The 14,159-nt window shown below is 68.4% G+C and carries 11 protein-coding genes and 1 pseudogene; 11 read left to right on the forward strand and 1 reads right to left on the reverse strand.

Annotation, left to right across the window (positions count from 1 at the left end):
* The first annotated feature begins 58 nt into the window (after positions 1–58).
* The 11 genes from scpB to der all read left to right on the forward strand — a co-directional run bounded on the left by scpB (position 59) and on the right by der (position 12,431).
* Entirely contained in the window at positions 59–856 is a 798-nt protein-coding gene (scpB, locus tag RMO12_RS11975) for an SMC-Scp complex subunit ScpB (RefSeq protein WP_309639469.1), read from the forward strand.
* The gene (locus RMO12_RS11980; RefSeq protein WP_309639470.1) at positions 853–2,958 is read left to right on the forward strand and encodes a pseudouridine synthase; all 2,106 of its coding nucleotides are present in this window, start codon (positions 853–855) and stop codon (positions 2,956–2,958) included. The genes scpB and RMO12_RS11980 overlap by 4 nt, the downstream gene beginning before the upstream one ends.
* A 91-nt stretch (positions 2,959–3,049) precedes the next feature.
* Complete coding sequence (gene ndk, locus RMO12_RS11985; RefSeq protein WP_309639471.1) at positions 3,050–3,475, forward strand: nucleoside-diphosphate kinase; 426 nt, start codon at positions 3,050–3,052, stop codon at positions 3,473–3,475.
* Between the two features lie 49 nt (positions 3,476–3,524).
* Positions 3,525–4,730 (forward strand): 23S rRNA (adenine(2503)-C(2))-methyltransferase RlmN, encoded by a 1,206-nt coding sequence (rlmN, locus tag RMO12_RS11990; protein WP_309639472.1) that lies wholly within the window; start codon positions 3,525–3,527, stop codon positions 4,728–4,730.
* Positions 4,727–5,554, forward strand: a complete 828-nt coding sequence (gene pilW, locus RMO12_RS11995; RefSeq protein WP_309639473.1) for a type IV pilus biogenesis/stability protein PilW — start codon at positions 4,727–4,729, stop codon at positions 5,552–5,554. The genes rlmN and pilW overlap by 4 nt, the downstream gene beginning before the upstream one ends.
* Positions 5,547–6,479, forward strand: a complete 933-nt coding sequence (locus RMO12_RS12000) for a RodZ domain-containing protein (RefSeq protein ID WP_309639474.1) — start codon at positions 5,547–5,549, stop codon at positions 6,477–6,479. Before pilW ends, RMO12_RS12000 begins: the two co-directional genes overlap by 8 nt.
* Positions 6,476–7,795: a flavodoxin-dependent (E)-4-hydroxy-3-methylbut-2-enyl-diphosphate synthase gene (gene ispG / locus RMO12_RS12005; RefSeq protein ID WP_309639475.1), complete on the forward strand. Its 1,320-nt coding sequence runs from the start codon at positions 6,476–6,478 to the stop codon at positions 7,793–7,795. The genes RMO12_RS12000 and ispG overlap by 4 nt, the downstream gene beginning before the upstream one ends.
* A 114-nt stretch (positions 7,796–7,909) precedes the next feature.
* Complete coding sequence (gene hisS / locus RMO12_RS12010) at positions 7,910–9,211, forward strand: histidine--tRNA ligase (protein ID WP_309639476.1); 1,302 nt, start codon at positions 7,910–7,912, stop codon at positions 9,209–9,211.
* Between the two features lie 36 nt (positions 9,212–9,247).
* The gene (locus RMO12_RS12015; protein ID WP_309624309.1) at positions 9,248–9,961 is read left to right on the forward strand and encodes a tetratricopeptide repeat protein; all 714 of its coding nucleotides are present in this window, start codon (positions 9,248–9,250) and stop codon (positions 9,959–9,961) included.
* Complete coding sequence (gene bamB, locus RMO12_RS12020; protein ID WP_309639477.1) at positions 9,958–11,094, forward strand: outer membrane protein assembly factor BamB; 1,137 nt, start codon at positions 9,958–9,960, stop codon at positions 11,092–11,094. The genes RMO12_RS12015 and bamB overlap by 4 nt, the downstream gene beginning before the upstream one ends.
* Positions 11,091–12,431: a ribosome biogenesis GTPase Der gene (der, locus tag RMO12_RS12025; RefSeq protein WP_309639478.1), complete on the forward strand. Its 1,341-nt coding sequence runs from the start codon at positions 11,091–11,093 to the stop codon at positions 12,429–12,431. The genes bamB and der overlap by 4 nt, the downstream gene beginning before the upstream one ends.
* A gap of 175 nt (positions 12,432–12,606) precedes the next feature.
* On the opposite strand, the pseudogene RMO12_RS12030 reads toward der, so the two are convergent.
* Positions 12,607–14,108, reverse strand: a pseudogene (locus RMO12_RS12030) (IS1182 family transposase).
* Positions 14,109–14,159: the final 51 nt, after the last annotated feature.

Here is a 14,159-nt window from a genome sequence, read left to right on the forward strand (position 1 = left end):
CGTCGCGCCCGTTTCCTCGCATACCGGCCTGGTGCCGGCCAGGACGACTGAACGACCGATGAATACACAGGATGCGAAGCGCGTCCTCGAAACCGCGCTCATTTGCGCGCAGCAGCCCTTGCCGCTGCGCGACCTGCGCACGCTGTTCGATGACGAGCTCGGTGCCGACACCGTCCGCGGCCTGCTCGACGAGTTGGTGCGCGACTGGGAGAACCGTGGCGTCGAGCTGGTCGCCGTGGCCAGCGGCTGGCGCTTCCAGAGTCGGCCCGAATTGCGCGGCTACCTCGACCGCCTGCACCCCGAGAAGCCGCCGAAGTACACCCGCGCGACGCTCGAGACGCTGGCCATCATTGCCTACCGCCAGCCGGTCACGCGCGGCGACATCGAAGACATCCGCGGCGTGACGGTCAACAGCCAGTTGCTCAGGCAACTCGAGGATCGCGGCTGGGTCGAGTCGATCGGGCACCGCGAGACGCCCGGCCGCCCGGCGCTGTTTGCCACCACGCGTCAGTTCCTCGATGACCTCGGCCTTGCTTCGCTCGAACAGTTGCCGGTGCTCGGTGGCATGTCGAGCGCCGCAGCGCTCGCCACGGCGATGCCGGGGCAAGCCTCGCTGCTGGAAAGCGCAGCCGGCGAGCCGGTCGCCGAACGTGCCGAGTTGGCCACCGAGATCGCAAGCGAAGCGGACCCCGAGACCGCAGCCGGGATCGACCCCGCGACCGCTGCTGAACCCGCTTTTGCCACCAGTCACGATGAGCCGATGCCTGCAACGGCTGAAGCATCCGCCCCCGAGGCTGCCGCCAACCCGGCCCTCACCCTGCCGCCCGCCGACGCCGGCACAACAGCACCGTCATGAACGACAACGACCACCCGCCCACCGAGCCCGTCGATCCGGCCCTTTCCGAGTCGAGCGACACCGACGCGCCGGCACCCGCCCGACGGCGCAGCCGCAAGGCCGTCGCGCCGGCCGATGACACGGTGACCGCGGAGCCTGCAGCCGAGCGCGAAGCCGACGACGCCGCAGCGCCCGCCAAGCCCGCGCGGCGCCGCAAGCCCAAGGCCGAGAGCTTGGGTGACGATGCGACACCCACGCCGGTGGCGAGCGAGGGTTCGACCGTGCCGGCCCAGGCCCAGGCCGAGGCCGAGGCGAAGCATGAGGTGTCGGCGGCATCGACGGCGTCGACGTCGACGCGAATCGATGGCGAGGGCGCGGCTGCGGCTGCAAATCCTGAAGCGCTGGCCGGCGATGAGGGCGGTGAGCGTGGCCGTCGCAATCGCAATCGCCGCCGCGGCCGAGGTCGCGAAGGCGCCGAGCACGCCGCCATCGACGGCGACACAGCCGACGGCGCGGCACCGCCGGCCGAGCACGGCGCGCGCGCGCCGGTCGCGGCGCCCGACCCCGCCGAGGCGGTCGAGCGTTTTGCCGAGGTGCTCTCGGGCGCTTACGACGCCGAGCCGCCCGAGCCCGACGACGAGGCCAGCGTCGAACTCTCCACCAAGCGCGTGCTGCGCCCCGAGCCCGAGGCACCGAAGCTGCACAAGGTGTTGGCGCAGTCGGGCATCGGTTCGCGGCGCGACATGGAGCAATTGATCGCCGACGGCCGCGTCACGGTCAATGACGAAGTCGCGCACGTCGGCATGCGCATCGCCCAGGGCGACCGCGTCGCCGTGGCCGGCAAGCCGGTACGCGTGCGCATCCTGCCGCCCACCGCGCGGCTGCTGGCCTACCACAAGCCGACCGGCGAGGTGGTGACGCAGAGCGACCCCGAGGGCCGTCCGACGGTGTTCAGGCGACTGCCGCGCCTGCAGAACGGCAAGTGGCAGTCGGTCGGTCGCCTGGACATCAACACCGAGGGCTTGCTGCTGTTCAGCAACTCTGGCGAGCTGGCCAACCAGCTGATGCATCCGCGCTTTGGCGTCGAGCGCGAGTACGCCGTGCGCGTGCTCGGCAGCCTCGACGAGGAGCAGCGCGCGCGCCTGATCGAAGGTGTGGAGATCGAAGGCCAGACGGCGGGCTTCAAGTCGATCGAAGACGGCGGTGGCGAGGGCGCCAACCGCTGGTACCGCGTCGTCATCACCGAGGGCCGCAACCGCGAGGTGCGCAAGCTGTTCGACAAGGTCGGCCTGGCGGTGAGCCGGCTGATCCGCATCCGCTACGGCACCGTGGTGTTGCCGCGCGGGCTCAAGCGCGGCGTTTGGGTCGAGCTCGGCGAACACGACCTTCGGCTGATCCGCCAGCTCGCCGGGGGTGGACGCGGCGAGGCGCGCGAGACGCCGCAGGGCAACCCGGACCTGCCGCAAGGTAACCGCGAGCAACGCCGCAACGTCCGCGGCAATAGCAAGGGCGGCGTCCGCCAGGAGGTGCGCCAAGGCGCACGCGGGCCGCAACAGAACGGGCCGCGCGAACGTCAGCAGGGCGAGGCACGCGGACCGCGGCGTGATCCGCGAGAGGCGCGCCCGGTCGGCCCGGCACTCGATGGCGACGACGTTGCGCGCGAGGAGTCGTTCGAGCGCATTCCCAACCCGCTCGAGCAGACCTTCGATCGGCGCTTTGCGACGGGGCCGCGGCGGGGCACTGCCCAGGGCTTTGGCCACGGCGGCTCCACGCAGCCCGACCTGGATGGAGGCCCGGTGGGCACCATTCCCAATCCACTCGAGCAGACCTTCGACAAGCGCTTCGTCAAGGGCTCGCAACGCATCAACGCCGGTTTCGGCCGCCACGACGCGCATCAACCGGACACGGGCGGTGGCGGCAAGAAGGGCGGGCCCAAGCAGCCGGACCCGATGCAGACCTCGGTGGGCTACATCGGTGCCGACGCCTACTTCAACAAGGTCGGTGGCAAGCGCGGTGGTGGGGGCGGTGGTGGCGGGCGCGGTGGCCAGGGCGGACGTGGCGGCGGTGGTGGTGGCATGGGCGGTGGCGGCGGTGGCGCAGGAGGCCGTGGCCGCGGTCGGTAATCACATTTGCGCCATGCCCTGCCATCAAGAAAACCAGGCCCGGCCGCTAGAATCCAAGGCTTTGTCAAAACACTGATTCCGGAGAGAGAACATGGCGACCGAACGTACCTTGTCCATCATCAAACCCGACGCTGTGGCCAAGAACGTCATCGGCCAGATCTATGCGCGCTTCGAAGGCGCGGGCTTGAAGGTCATCGCAGCGAAGATGGCGCACCTGTCACGCGGCGAGGCCGAGGCCTTCTACGCGGTGCACAAGGCGCGTCCTTTCTTCAAGGATCTGGTGGAGTTCATGATTTCGGGTCCGGTCATGATCCAGGCGCTCGAAGGCGAAGGCGCGATCGCCAAGAACCGCGACCTGATGGGCGCCACCGACCCGAAGAAGGCCGACAAGGGCACGATTCGCGCCGACTTTGCCGAAAGCATCGACGCCAATGCCGTCCACGGCTCCGATGCGGCCGAGACCGCTGCGGTCGAGATCGCGTTCTTTTTTCCCGGCATGAACGTCTACGGCCGTTGAGTGGCCGTGGCGACGCCCGACGGCGCCGTCCTCACCTGCGGACCACCCCATGACCCCGGCCAACCTGCTCGATTTTGATCTCGACGCGCTGGCCGTGTACTGCGAGCAGCTGGGCGAGAAGCGCTTTCGCGCGACGCAGCTGTTTCGCTGGATTCACCAGCGGGGCGCGGCCGATTTCGCGCTGATGTCGGACCTTGCCAAGTCGCTGCGCGACAAGCTCGCCACGCGCGCCACCGTGGCCGGCCTGGCGGTCCTCAGCGAGCACGTCTCGGCCGACGGCACGGTGAAGTGGTTGTTCGACGTCGGCGGTGGCGACGCCATCGAGACGGTGTTCATTCCCGAACATGACCGTGGCACCTTGTGCATTTCATCGCAGGCGGGTTGCGCGGTCGGTTGCCGCTTCTGTTCGACCGGCCACCAGGGCTTCAGCCGCAACCTCGCCACTGGCGAGATCGTCGCGCAACTCTGGCATGCCGAACACGTGCTGCGCGCACGCCGCGGCTCGAGCGAGCGCGTCATCAGCAACGTGGTGATGATGGGCATGGGCGAGCCGCTGCAGAACTACGACGCGCTGGTGCCGGCTCTGCGCGTCATGCTCGACGACCACGGCTACGGCCTGTCGCGTCGGCGCGTCACGGTCTCCACCTCCGGCGTGGTGCCGATGATCGAGCGTTTGCGCGAGGACTGCCCGGTCGCGCTGGCCGTGTCGCTGCATGCACCGGGCGACGCGCTGCGCAACGAGCTGGTGCCGCTCAACCGCAAGTACCCGATCGCCGAGCTGCTGGCGTCGTGCCAGCGCTACCTGGAGGCCGCGCCGCGCGACTTCATCACCTTCGAGTACTGCATGCTCGACGGCGTGAACGACAGCGTCGCGCAGGCCCGCGAGTTGCTGCGCCTGGTGGGCGAGCGTGGGCCGGTGGGTCGCGTGCCGTGCAAGATAAACCTGATCCCGTTCAACCCGTTCCCGGCTTCGGGGCTGGTGCGCTCGACGCCGACGCGGGTGCAGGCCTTTGCGCAGGTGCTGATCGACGGCGGGCTGGTCACGACGGTGCGCAGGACGCGGGGCGACGACATCGACGCGGCCTGCGGTCAGCTCGCCGGCGAGGTGCAGGACCGCACGCATGCCGACCAGCGCATGACGCGTGCGCCGATCGTCATTCATCCCGTCGGCGCGAATGCCAAGAGCAGCACAGGCGCGGCAAGCCAGCACAACGAGGCACGCTCGAGCGGTGCCAACACGGAGACGACACGATGAGCGGTGGCAGGCTTCAAGGGTTCGCTGCGGCGCGCATCGCGCTGCTGGCCGGCTTGGCACTGGCGATGACGCTGGCGTCGCCGGTGACGGCGCACGCGCAGCCGCGCCAGGACACTTCGCGCGGCGGCAACAACGCGGGTGACGACGAAACGCAGCGCCGCGCCCGCACGCGCCTCGAGCTGGCGTCGGCCTATTACGCCGAAGGGCGGCTGGACACGGCGCTCGAGGAGATCAAGCGCGCGCTTGCCTCGAGCCCGGACCTTCCGCAGGCGCTCAATCTGCGCGCCCTGATCTACAGCGCGCTCGGTGACGATCCGCAGGCTGAAGAGAGCTTCAAGCGCGCGCTCGGCGTGGCGTCGGCCGACGGCGACGTGTTGCACAACTATGGTTGGTTCCTGTGCCAGCGCAACCGCCACGCCGAAGCCGATGTGATGTTCCAGCGCACGCTGGCCCTGCAACAGTACCGCACGCCCAGCCGTACCTTGCTCGTGCAGGGCATCTGCGAGGCCCGCTCCGGCCGGCTCGAGCTGGCCGAGCAGACGCTCAAGCGCGCCTACGAGATCGATGCCGCCAACCCGGCCACGGCCATGAACCTGAGTGACGTGCTCTACCGCCGCGGCGAGCACGAGCGCGCGCGCTTCTACGTGCGCCGCGTCAACAACAACGCCGAGCTGCGCAACGCCGAATCGCTGTGGCTGGCAGCGCGCATCGAAAACCGGCTCGGCAACGCGCAGGGCGTGCGCGACCTGGGCAATCAGCTGCGCTCGAGTTATCCGCAGTCGCGCGAGGCGTCGGCGTTCGAGCGTGGGGGCTTCGATGAGTGAGACGTCACCGTCGCCCGCTGGCAGTGCCGGCGCCTTGCTGAAGGCCGCGCGCGAACAGCAGGGCTTGCACCTGGCGGTGCTGGCGGCGTCGCTGAAGGTGACGCCGCGCAAGCTCGAGTCGCTCGAGGCGGACCGCTACGACGAACTGCCCGATCTAGGCTTTGCTCGCGCCCTGGCCCTGAGCATGTGCCGCACGCTTCGCATCGACGCCGAGCCGGTGCTCGCACGGCTGCCGCGTCAGGGCGGCGAGGTGCTCGATCCGGCGATGCGCCGGCTCAACCAGCCCTTTCGCGACCGCTCGAGTGGCCACGATTCCGGGCAAGGTCCGGGTTTGCCGAGCCTGCCGTTGCTGGCCGCGATCTTTCTGTTAATCGCAGCGGTGGTGATTTATGTGCTGCCGGCGGGTTTCTGGTCGTCCCTCGGTCAGGGCGCTGCCGAGCCGTCGGCCAGCGCGCCAGGCAGCGGCTCGAGCCGGCCCGCATCGATCACGGGCGTGCTGGGGGCGGCCATGAGCGAGGCCGCAAACCTGCCCCGTGCGGCAGCGCCGGATGTGACCCAGGCGACCGCGCCCACCGCATCCACCACCACATCGCCGATCAGCGAGACCGCTGCGACGGATGTCACGGCTTCGCCGGTGATCGACACCGTCTTCCTGGTTCCCGGTGGCTCGTCCGCATCGGCGCCCCTGGCCGGCGGCATGTTGAGCTTTCGCGCCGCTTCGGAGTCATGGGTCGAGGTGCGCGACGGCAGCGGGCAGGTACTTTTCTCGCGCACCCTCGTGGCCGGCGAGGCGGCCGGCCTCGATGGATCGCTGCCAATGCGCCTGACCATCGGCAACGCGCAAGGCACGCAGGTGAGCTTCCGTGGCCAGCCGGTGCAGCTCGAGGTGACGCGCGACAACGTGGCCCGGTTGGAGCTGAAATGAACCCAGCAGTGCAAGGCGGCGAATTCGACGACGCGCAAGCGATCGCGGTGTCCGCGCCAGCCTTGCGCCGCACGCGCCAGGCGCGCGTGAGCTGGGGCGCGCGCGTGGTCACGATCGGTGGCGACGCGCCGGTGCGTGTGCAGTCGATGACCAATACCGACACGGTCGATGCGGTCGGCACTGCGATCCAGGTCAAGGCGCTCGCGATCGCCGGCTCGGAGCTCGTGCGCATCACCGTCAACACGCCCGAGGCGGCGCAGGCAGTGCCCTACATCCGCGAGCAGCTCGACCGCATGGGCATCGACGTGCCGCTGATTGGCGACTTTCACTACAACGGCCACCGCCTGCTCACCGACCACCCCGATTGCGCCGCGGCGCTCTCCAAGTACCGCATCAACCCCGGCAACGTCGGCAAGGGCGACAAGCGCGACCGCCAGTTCGCGCAGATGATCGAGGTGGCGATGCGCTTCGACAAGCCGGTGCGCATCGGCGTGAATTGGGGCAGCCTCGACCAGGAGCTGCTGGCCTCGCTGATGGACCGCAACGCCGAGCGCACGCATCCTTGGGACGCCAAGCAGGTCATGTACCAGGCGCTGATCGCCTCGGCGCTGCAGTCGGCCGCGTATGCGCGCGAGCTGGGCATGGATGCGAACCAGATCCTCATCAGTTGCAAGGTCAGCGGCGTGCAGGACCTGGTCAACGTCTACCGCGCGCTGGCGAGCCGCTGCGACTACCCGCTGCACCTGGGCCTGACCGAGGCCGGCATGGGCACCAAGGGCACGGTGGCGTCGACTGCGGCCCTGGCGATGCTCTTGCAAGAGGGCATCGGCGACACCATCCGCGTGAGCCTCACGCCGCAGCCCGGCGAGGCGCGCACGCAGGAGGTGGTGGTCGCGCTCGAAATCCTGCAGTCGCTCGGCCTGCGTGCCTTCAATCCGAGCGTCACGGCCTGCCCGGGTTGCGGGCGCACCACCAGCACCACCTTCCAGGAGTTGACCCAGCAGATCGACGACTTTTTGCGCGCGCAGATGCCGGTGTGGAAGCTCAGGTATCCGGGCGTAGAAAACCTCAAGCTCGCCATCATGGGCTGCATCGTCAACGGCCCCGGCGAAAGCAAGCACGCCGACATCGGCATCAGCCTGCCGGGCACCGGCGAAGCGCCGGCCGCGCCGGTGTACATCGACGGCAAGAAGGCGATGACATTGCGCGGCGCGACGATCGCCACCGAGTTCCAGACCGTGGTCGAGGACTACATCGAGCGGCGCTTCGGTGCCGCGCGGACGCCCGAGGCAATCGCAAACCTCGAGCGACATTGACGCGGTCGTCCGCGGCCGCGAACGCTGGCTTCCGAGGGGTAGGTAGCGCGAGCGGTAAGCGGCGCTGTCGCGCTGTTCCACTTCCCAGCGGTTCCTCCTTCCTGCAAAAACGAAATGCCCGAAGCCCTGCAAGCCGTTAAAGGCATGAACGACCTGCTGCCGCCCGAGTCGGCGCGCTGGGAATGGCTCGAGGACACCGTGCGCGCGGTAATGCGCCGCCACGGCTACGCCAACATCCGCACCCCGGTCGTCGAGCCGACCGTGCTGTTCGTGCGCGGCCTTGGCGAGGTGACCGACATCGTCGAGAAGGAGATGTACTCCTTCATCGATTCGATGAACGGCGACGCGCTGACCTTGCGCCCCGAAGGCACGGCCGGGGTGGTGCGCGCCGCGACCGAGCATTCGATGCTCTACGACGGCGGCAAGCGGCTCTACTACATCGGCGCGATGTTTCGCCACGAGCGCCCGCAAAAGGGACGCTACCGGCAGTTCCACCAGGTCGGTGTCGAGGTGCTCGGCTTTCCCGGCCCGGACGTCGACGCAGAGACCATCCTGCTGTGCCGCGCCTTGTGGCGCGCGCTCGGCCTGGGCGAGGCCGACGCGCGCTTGGAACTTAACAGCCTGGGCCAGCCCGAGGAGCGCCGCGCGCACCGCCAGGCGCTGGTGGCGCACTTCGAGCTTCACGCCGAGCAGCTTGATGACGACGCACGGCGTCGCTTGCACAGCAACCCGCTGCGCATCCTCGACAGCAAGAACCCGTCGATGCAGCCGCTGGTGGACGCCGCGCCGAAGCTGATGGACTTCCTGGGAGCGGCCTCGCTCGCGCACTTCGACGCGGTGCGCGTGGTGCTCGACGCCGCCGGTGTGCCCTACCGCATCAACCCGCGCCTCGTGCGTGGCATGGACTACTACAACCTGACGGTGTTCGAGTGGGTCACCGAGCGGCTTGGCGCGCCGCTGACGATCTGCGGCGGTGGCCGCTACGACACTTTGGTCGAACAGCTCGGTGGCAAGCCGGCGCCCGGCGTCGGCTGGGCCCTGGGTATGGAACGATTGCTGCTGCTGCTGACCGAGGTCGGCGCCGAGCCGCCGGCCGTGGTGCCCGATGCCTACGCGATCGTGCCGAGCGCGGCGGCCCTGCCGTGGGCGATGGTCGTCGTCGATGCGCTGCGCGCGGCGGGCATTGCGGTGGTGTTGCACGCCGCCGGCAAGGACGGGCCGAGCAGCATGAAATCGCAGTTCAAGAAGGCCGACGCAAGTGGCGCACGGCATGCGCTCGTGTTCGGTGCCGACGAGCTGGCGCTGGGCATGGTGGGCCTCAAGCCCCTCAGGGCCGTCGAGGGCGCGGTTGCTTCCCAGACCTTGCGTCCGCTCGCCGACGCCGCCAGCTGGGCGGCCGAGATGCTCCGTTCATAATCCGCGCTTCGTTCGCGCCCCCCGCAAAGCACACGCATGGCCACGCCTCTCAACCTCCAGGATCAAGAACAGCTCGACCAGCTCAAGCATTTCTGGAAGCAATACGGCAACCTGATCACTTGGCTGGTCATCCTCGCGCTCGCCGGATTCGCTGCCTTCAACGGCTGGCAGTGGCTCGAGCGCGACCGTTCGGTCAAGGCCGGTGCGCTTTACGACGAACTCGACAAAGCGGTGCAGGCCGGCGATGCCGACAAGACGGCGCGCGTCTTTGCCGACCTGAAAGAGCGCCACGGCTCGACCGCCTTCGCCGAGCAGGGCGGCATGCTGGCCGCCAAGCTGCAGTTTGAAAAGGGCCAGCTCGACGCCGCGCGTGCCAGCCTCGAATGGGTGGCGACCAACGCCACCGAAAAGCAGTACCAATGGCTGGCGAAATTGCGGCTGGCGGGCCTGCTGCTCGACCAGAAAAAATACGACGAGGCGCTGGCCGCGCTGGCCGCCTTGCCGAGCGACGCCGACAAGGCGTTCATGGCGCTCGCTGCCGACCGCCGTGGCGACATTTTGTTCGCCCAGGGCAAGGCCGACGAGGCCCGAGCCGCCTACCGTGCGGCCTACGATGCAATGGACGCGTCGCTCGACCTGCGGCGTCTCGTGGACGCCAAGCTCACGTCGTTAGGCGCCGCGCCCGACGAGCCCGCTGCGGGCGCGACTGCCCCGGCTGCTTCGGCTGCGCTCGCGGGAGCGTCGAAGTGAGCCGCGCCCTGCGTTGCTGGGCCGCCGCGTCGCTGGTGCTGGTGCTGGTGCTGGTGCTGGTGGCTTGTTCCAGCGGCCCCGAGAAACCCAAACCCACACCGCTCGAGAATCTCACGCCGAAAGTGGCCGGGCGCCAGGTCTGGCGCCACGACCTGGGCACGGTGAGGTTTCCCTTGCGCATGGCCGCCACGGCCGACGCGGTGGTGCTCGCCAGTTCCGACGGCGGCGTGTTCGCGCTGGCGGCCGAGGGTGGGCGCGAGTTGTGGCGCGGCGACGCGAACGGCAAGCTCAGTGCCGGCGTCGGCAGTGACGGCCGCTACGCCAGCGTGGTGACCACCGACAACGAACTGGTCGTGCTCGACGCCGGCAAGCCACTGTGGCGTGCGCGCCTGCCCACGCGAGTGGTGACGCCGCCGCTGGTAGCAGGCGAGCGCGTGTTCGTGCTCGGCGTCGACCGCAGCGTGCAGGCCTTCGATGTGCTCGACGGCCGCAAGCTCTGGGTCCAGCAGCGCGCGGGCGATCCACTCACGCTGCTGCAGCCGGGCGTGTTGCTGCCCTACAAGGACACGCTGGTGGTGGGGCACGGCGCGCGCCTGGCCGGGCTCGACCCCCTGCGCGGCACGCTGCGCTGGGAGGCCACGGTCGCTTCGCCGCGCGGCACCAATGAAGTCGAACGCCTGGCCGACTTGGTCGGCCCCGCAGTGCGCGTGGGCGAGACGATCTGTGCGCGCGGTTTCCAGGTGGCGGTCGGTTGCGTCAATGCCGAGCGCGGCGTGGCGACTTGGGCCAAGAATGTCGGCGGCACGACCGGCGTGGCGGCCGACGAGCAGTTCGTTTACGGCGCCGATGCCAGTGACCGCATCTCCGCCTGGAAGCGCGTCGGCGGCGATGTCGCCTGGACGTCCGAGCGCTTGCTGTACCGCAACTTGAGCGCACCGCTGGTGGCGGGCCGCGCGCTGGTGTTCGGTGATTTCGAAGGACAGGTTCATTTCATCGACCCTGAAAACGGGCAGGCGCTGTTGCGCCTGCCGACCGATGGCAAGGCCATCATCGGCGCGCCGGTCAAGGCGGGCGACACGATCGTGGTGCTGACGCAAGCGGGCGGTGTCTTCGCGTTCCGACCGCAACCATGAAGCCGGTGTTGGCGCTCGTCGGGCGCCCCAATGTCGGCAAGTCGACATTGTTCAACCGGCTCACCAAGAGCCGCGACGCGATCGTCGCCGACTTCGCCGGCCTCACGCGTGACCGTCATTACGGCGACGGGCGCTTGGGCGAGCGCGAATTCATCTGCATCGACACCGGCGGCTTCGAGCCCACGGCCGAGAGCGGCATCTACATGGAGATGGCCAAGCAGACCCGCCAGGCGGTCGCCGAGGCCGATGCGGTGATCTTCGTGGTCGACGTGCGGGCCGGCGTCTCCTCGCAAGACCACGACATCGCGCGTTACCTGCGCACTGCGGGCAAGAAGTTGGTGCTGGCGGCCAACAAGGCCGAGGGCATGCTCGAAGGCATTCAGCTCGCCGAGTTCTACGAGCTGGGCGTGGGCGAGCCGCTGGCCGTGTCGGCGGCGCATGGCCAAGGCATTCGCAGCTTGCTGGAAGCCGCACTCGAGGACTTCGTCTTCGACGAGCCGCCCGAGGGCGCGCTCGACGATCCCGACCGCCCGATCCGCCTGGCCGTCGCCGGCCGGCCCAATGTCGGCAAGTCGACCCTCATCAACACCTGGCTCGGCGAGGAGCGGCTGGTGGCCTTCGACCAGCCCGGCACCACACGCGACGCGATCAGCGTGCCCTTCGAGCGCGGCGGCCAGAAATTCGAGCTGATCGACACCGCCGGCCTGCGCCGCAAGGGCAGGGTGTTCGAGGCGATCGAGAAGTTCTCGGTGGTCAAGACGCTGCAGGCCATCGCGGACGCCAACGTCGTGCTGCTGCTGCTCGACGCGACGCAGGGTGTGACCGACCAGGACGCGCACATCGCCGGCTATATCCTCGATTCCGGCCGCGCCGTGGTGTTGGCGGTCAACAAGTGGGACGCGGTCGACAGCTACCAGCGCGAGATGCTGCAACGCTCGATCGAGCAGCGCCTGGCGTTCTTGAAGTTCGCGCCGGTGCTCCACATGTCGGCCCTCAAGCGCCAGGGCCTGGGGCCCGTGTGGAAGTCGATCGCCGACGCCTGGGTTTCGGCCACGAAGAAGCTGCCGACGCCGATCCTCACGAGATTGCTCCTCGAAGCGGTGCAGTTCCAGCAGCCCAAGCGAGCCGGCGCGTTCCGACCCAAGCTGCGCTATGCCCACCAGGGCGGACAAAATCCGCCAATCATCGTGATCCACGGCAATTCACTCGAGCACGTGACCGATTCCTACAAGCGTTTTCTCGAGGGGCGCTTTCGCACCCACTTCCAGCTCAGCGGGACCCCGCTGCGCATTGAAATGAAATCGTCGCGCAACCCGTTCGCCAAGAACGACTCCTGAGAGCCCGTGAACGTTTCAATTTTGCAGATGGATTCGACGCATCGAGGCTTGCGCGCTTTGCGGGAGGAAGCGACGACTCGATTCGACAGGGAATTCGTCTGTCGAGGTGGCTTTGCGTTGATGGAGGGCTTTATGGGCCGCAAAGGCGGGCCGCGTCAGCCTATTTCCGGCGTCTTCAGGCCGCGAACGCGAAGCTCAAAGCCATCATTCGCTTCAGGTTGTGGGCAAGCGCGTGCCACAGCAACACGGCGCGCGCCTTGATCAGTCCGCGCACGTTGAAGCGCTGCAAACCGCGGTTGCGCAAATGCGCGTTGGTGCACTCGATGCTGGCCGCTCGCTCCTTGTAGATCAGTTTTGCCGCATCGGTGCCCATGCGCTCGCGCCACTGGCTCAGCGCCTGGCTGTCGCCGGGCAGCGGCGCATACCGATCACGCTGCTTGTCCTTGGGCGCGATCACACCGGTGCGAATACTTTGGTGGCCCGCGACTCGAGCTGTTCGATGTGCCCGTGCTTGGCAAAGCCCCCATCGGCCAGCCACTCATCTGGTACCCGTGCGTAGCGCTCCTGGTGCTGCTCATGCATGGGCAGCATCTGGTTCATGTCGCTGCCCGAGTTGATGAGGTCCACGCCCGTAACGATCATCGTGCCGGTGTCCACCGCGAGTTGCGCATTGAACGCCGGGCGCAAGCCACCATCGGCCATCTTCATCACGCGCGCCTCATGATCGGTGCTGCTCGCACGCGGCTCCTTGGGCTTCTTGGCTTGCTTGGCCTCTTTGGGTTGTTTCTCGGCGGTTTGCTCGCCCACCGGTTGACTGTCCGGGACCGGCTCGGTTCGAGCCGTCTCGTCTCGCGCCGGGTCGGCCTGGGGGCTGTCGGCTTGGCGCTTCTTGCCCTTGCCCGACATGCTCTTGTCGATCTCGTCCATCGCCTCGAGGGCGCACGCAATGCGTTGTTCGCGTTCGGTCGCAGCACGCTGGCGCGCCGCACGCACGCGGCGGGTGCCTGCACCCGGGTCGTCGGCCACTTCCTGCTTGAGCGCTTGAACTTGGGCCTGTGCGTCTTGCATCGGTTGCCCCAAGGTCTCGCGGCGCCTGAAGCTGGCCGCACCTGCATGGGCACGCACGCGCATGCCGTCGTGGGCCACCCGGTTCATGCTGACCAGGCCTTGGGACAGCAGGGCTGCCACGTTGCGGGTGAGTTGACCGTCCAGCCACTGCGCGTGCCCGACCCGGAAGTCGCCCAGCGTGTGGTGGTTCACACCCACACCGCCGCACAGCCAGCGGTAGGCATCGTCGCTCTCGCACAGCCGGTCGAGTTCGCGTGCCGAACCCACACCGTCCAGCGTCGCGTACAGCCCTAGGCTCATCAGAATGGCGGGGTCAATGGGCGCGCGCCCGACACTGCCTTGGACGGCACGGATCTGCGCGTACAGGGCTTGAAGATCAAGCGCCTGCACGAAGGCCCAGACGGCACGGGCTTGGTGCTCGGCGGGCAACGCCGAGTCAAGGTCACAGGCGCGCAGCTCGACTTGGTTGCGCACCGCGCTTTGCACGCGCGGCGTACCTTTGGGCGTGCTGCGCTTCAGCGCAGCGGTGCTATCCGCAGGAACAGCCAAGCCCTCGAACAGTGCGCCTGTGTGCCCATTCGGGCTCGGTTCGGTCGTGATGCTGCTCATGCGAAAACACATGCAGCATTCGTGCCGTCAAATGTTCACAGACTCTGAGAT

The sequence above is a fragment of the Methylibium sp. genome (assembly GCF_031393925.1).
Lineage (GTDB): Bacteria > Pseudomonadota > Gammaproteobacteria > Burkholderiales > Burkholderiaceae_C > Methylibium.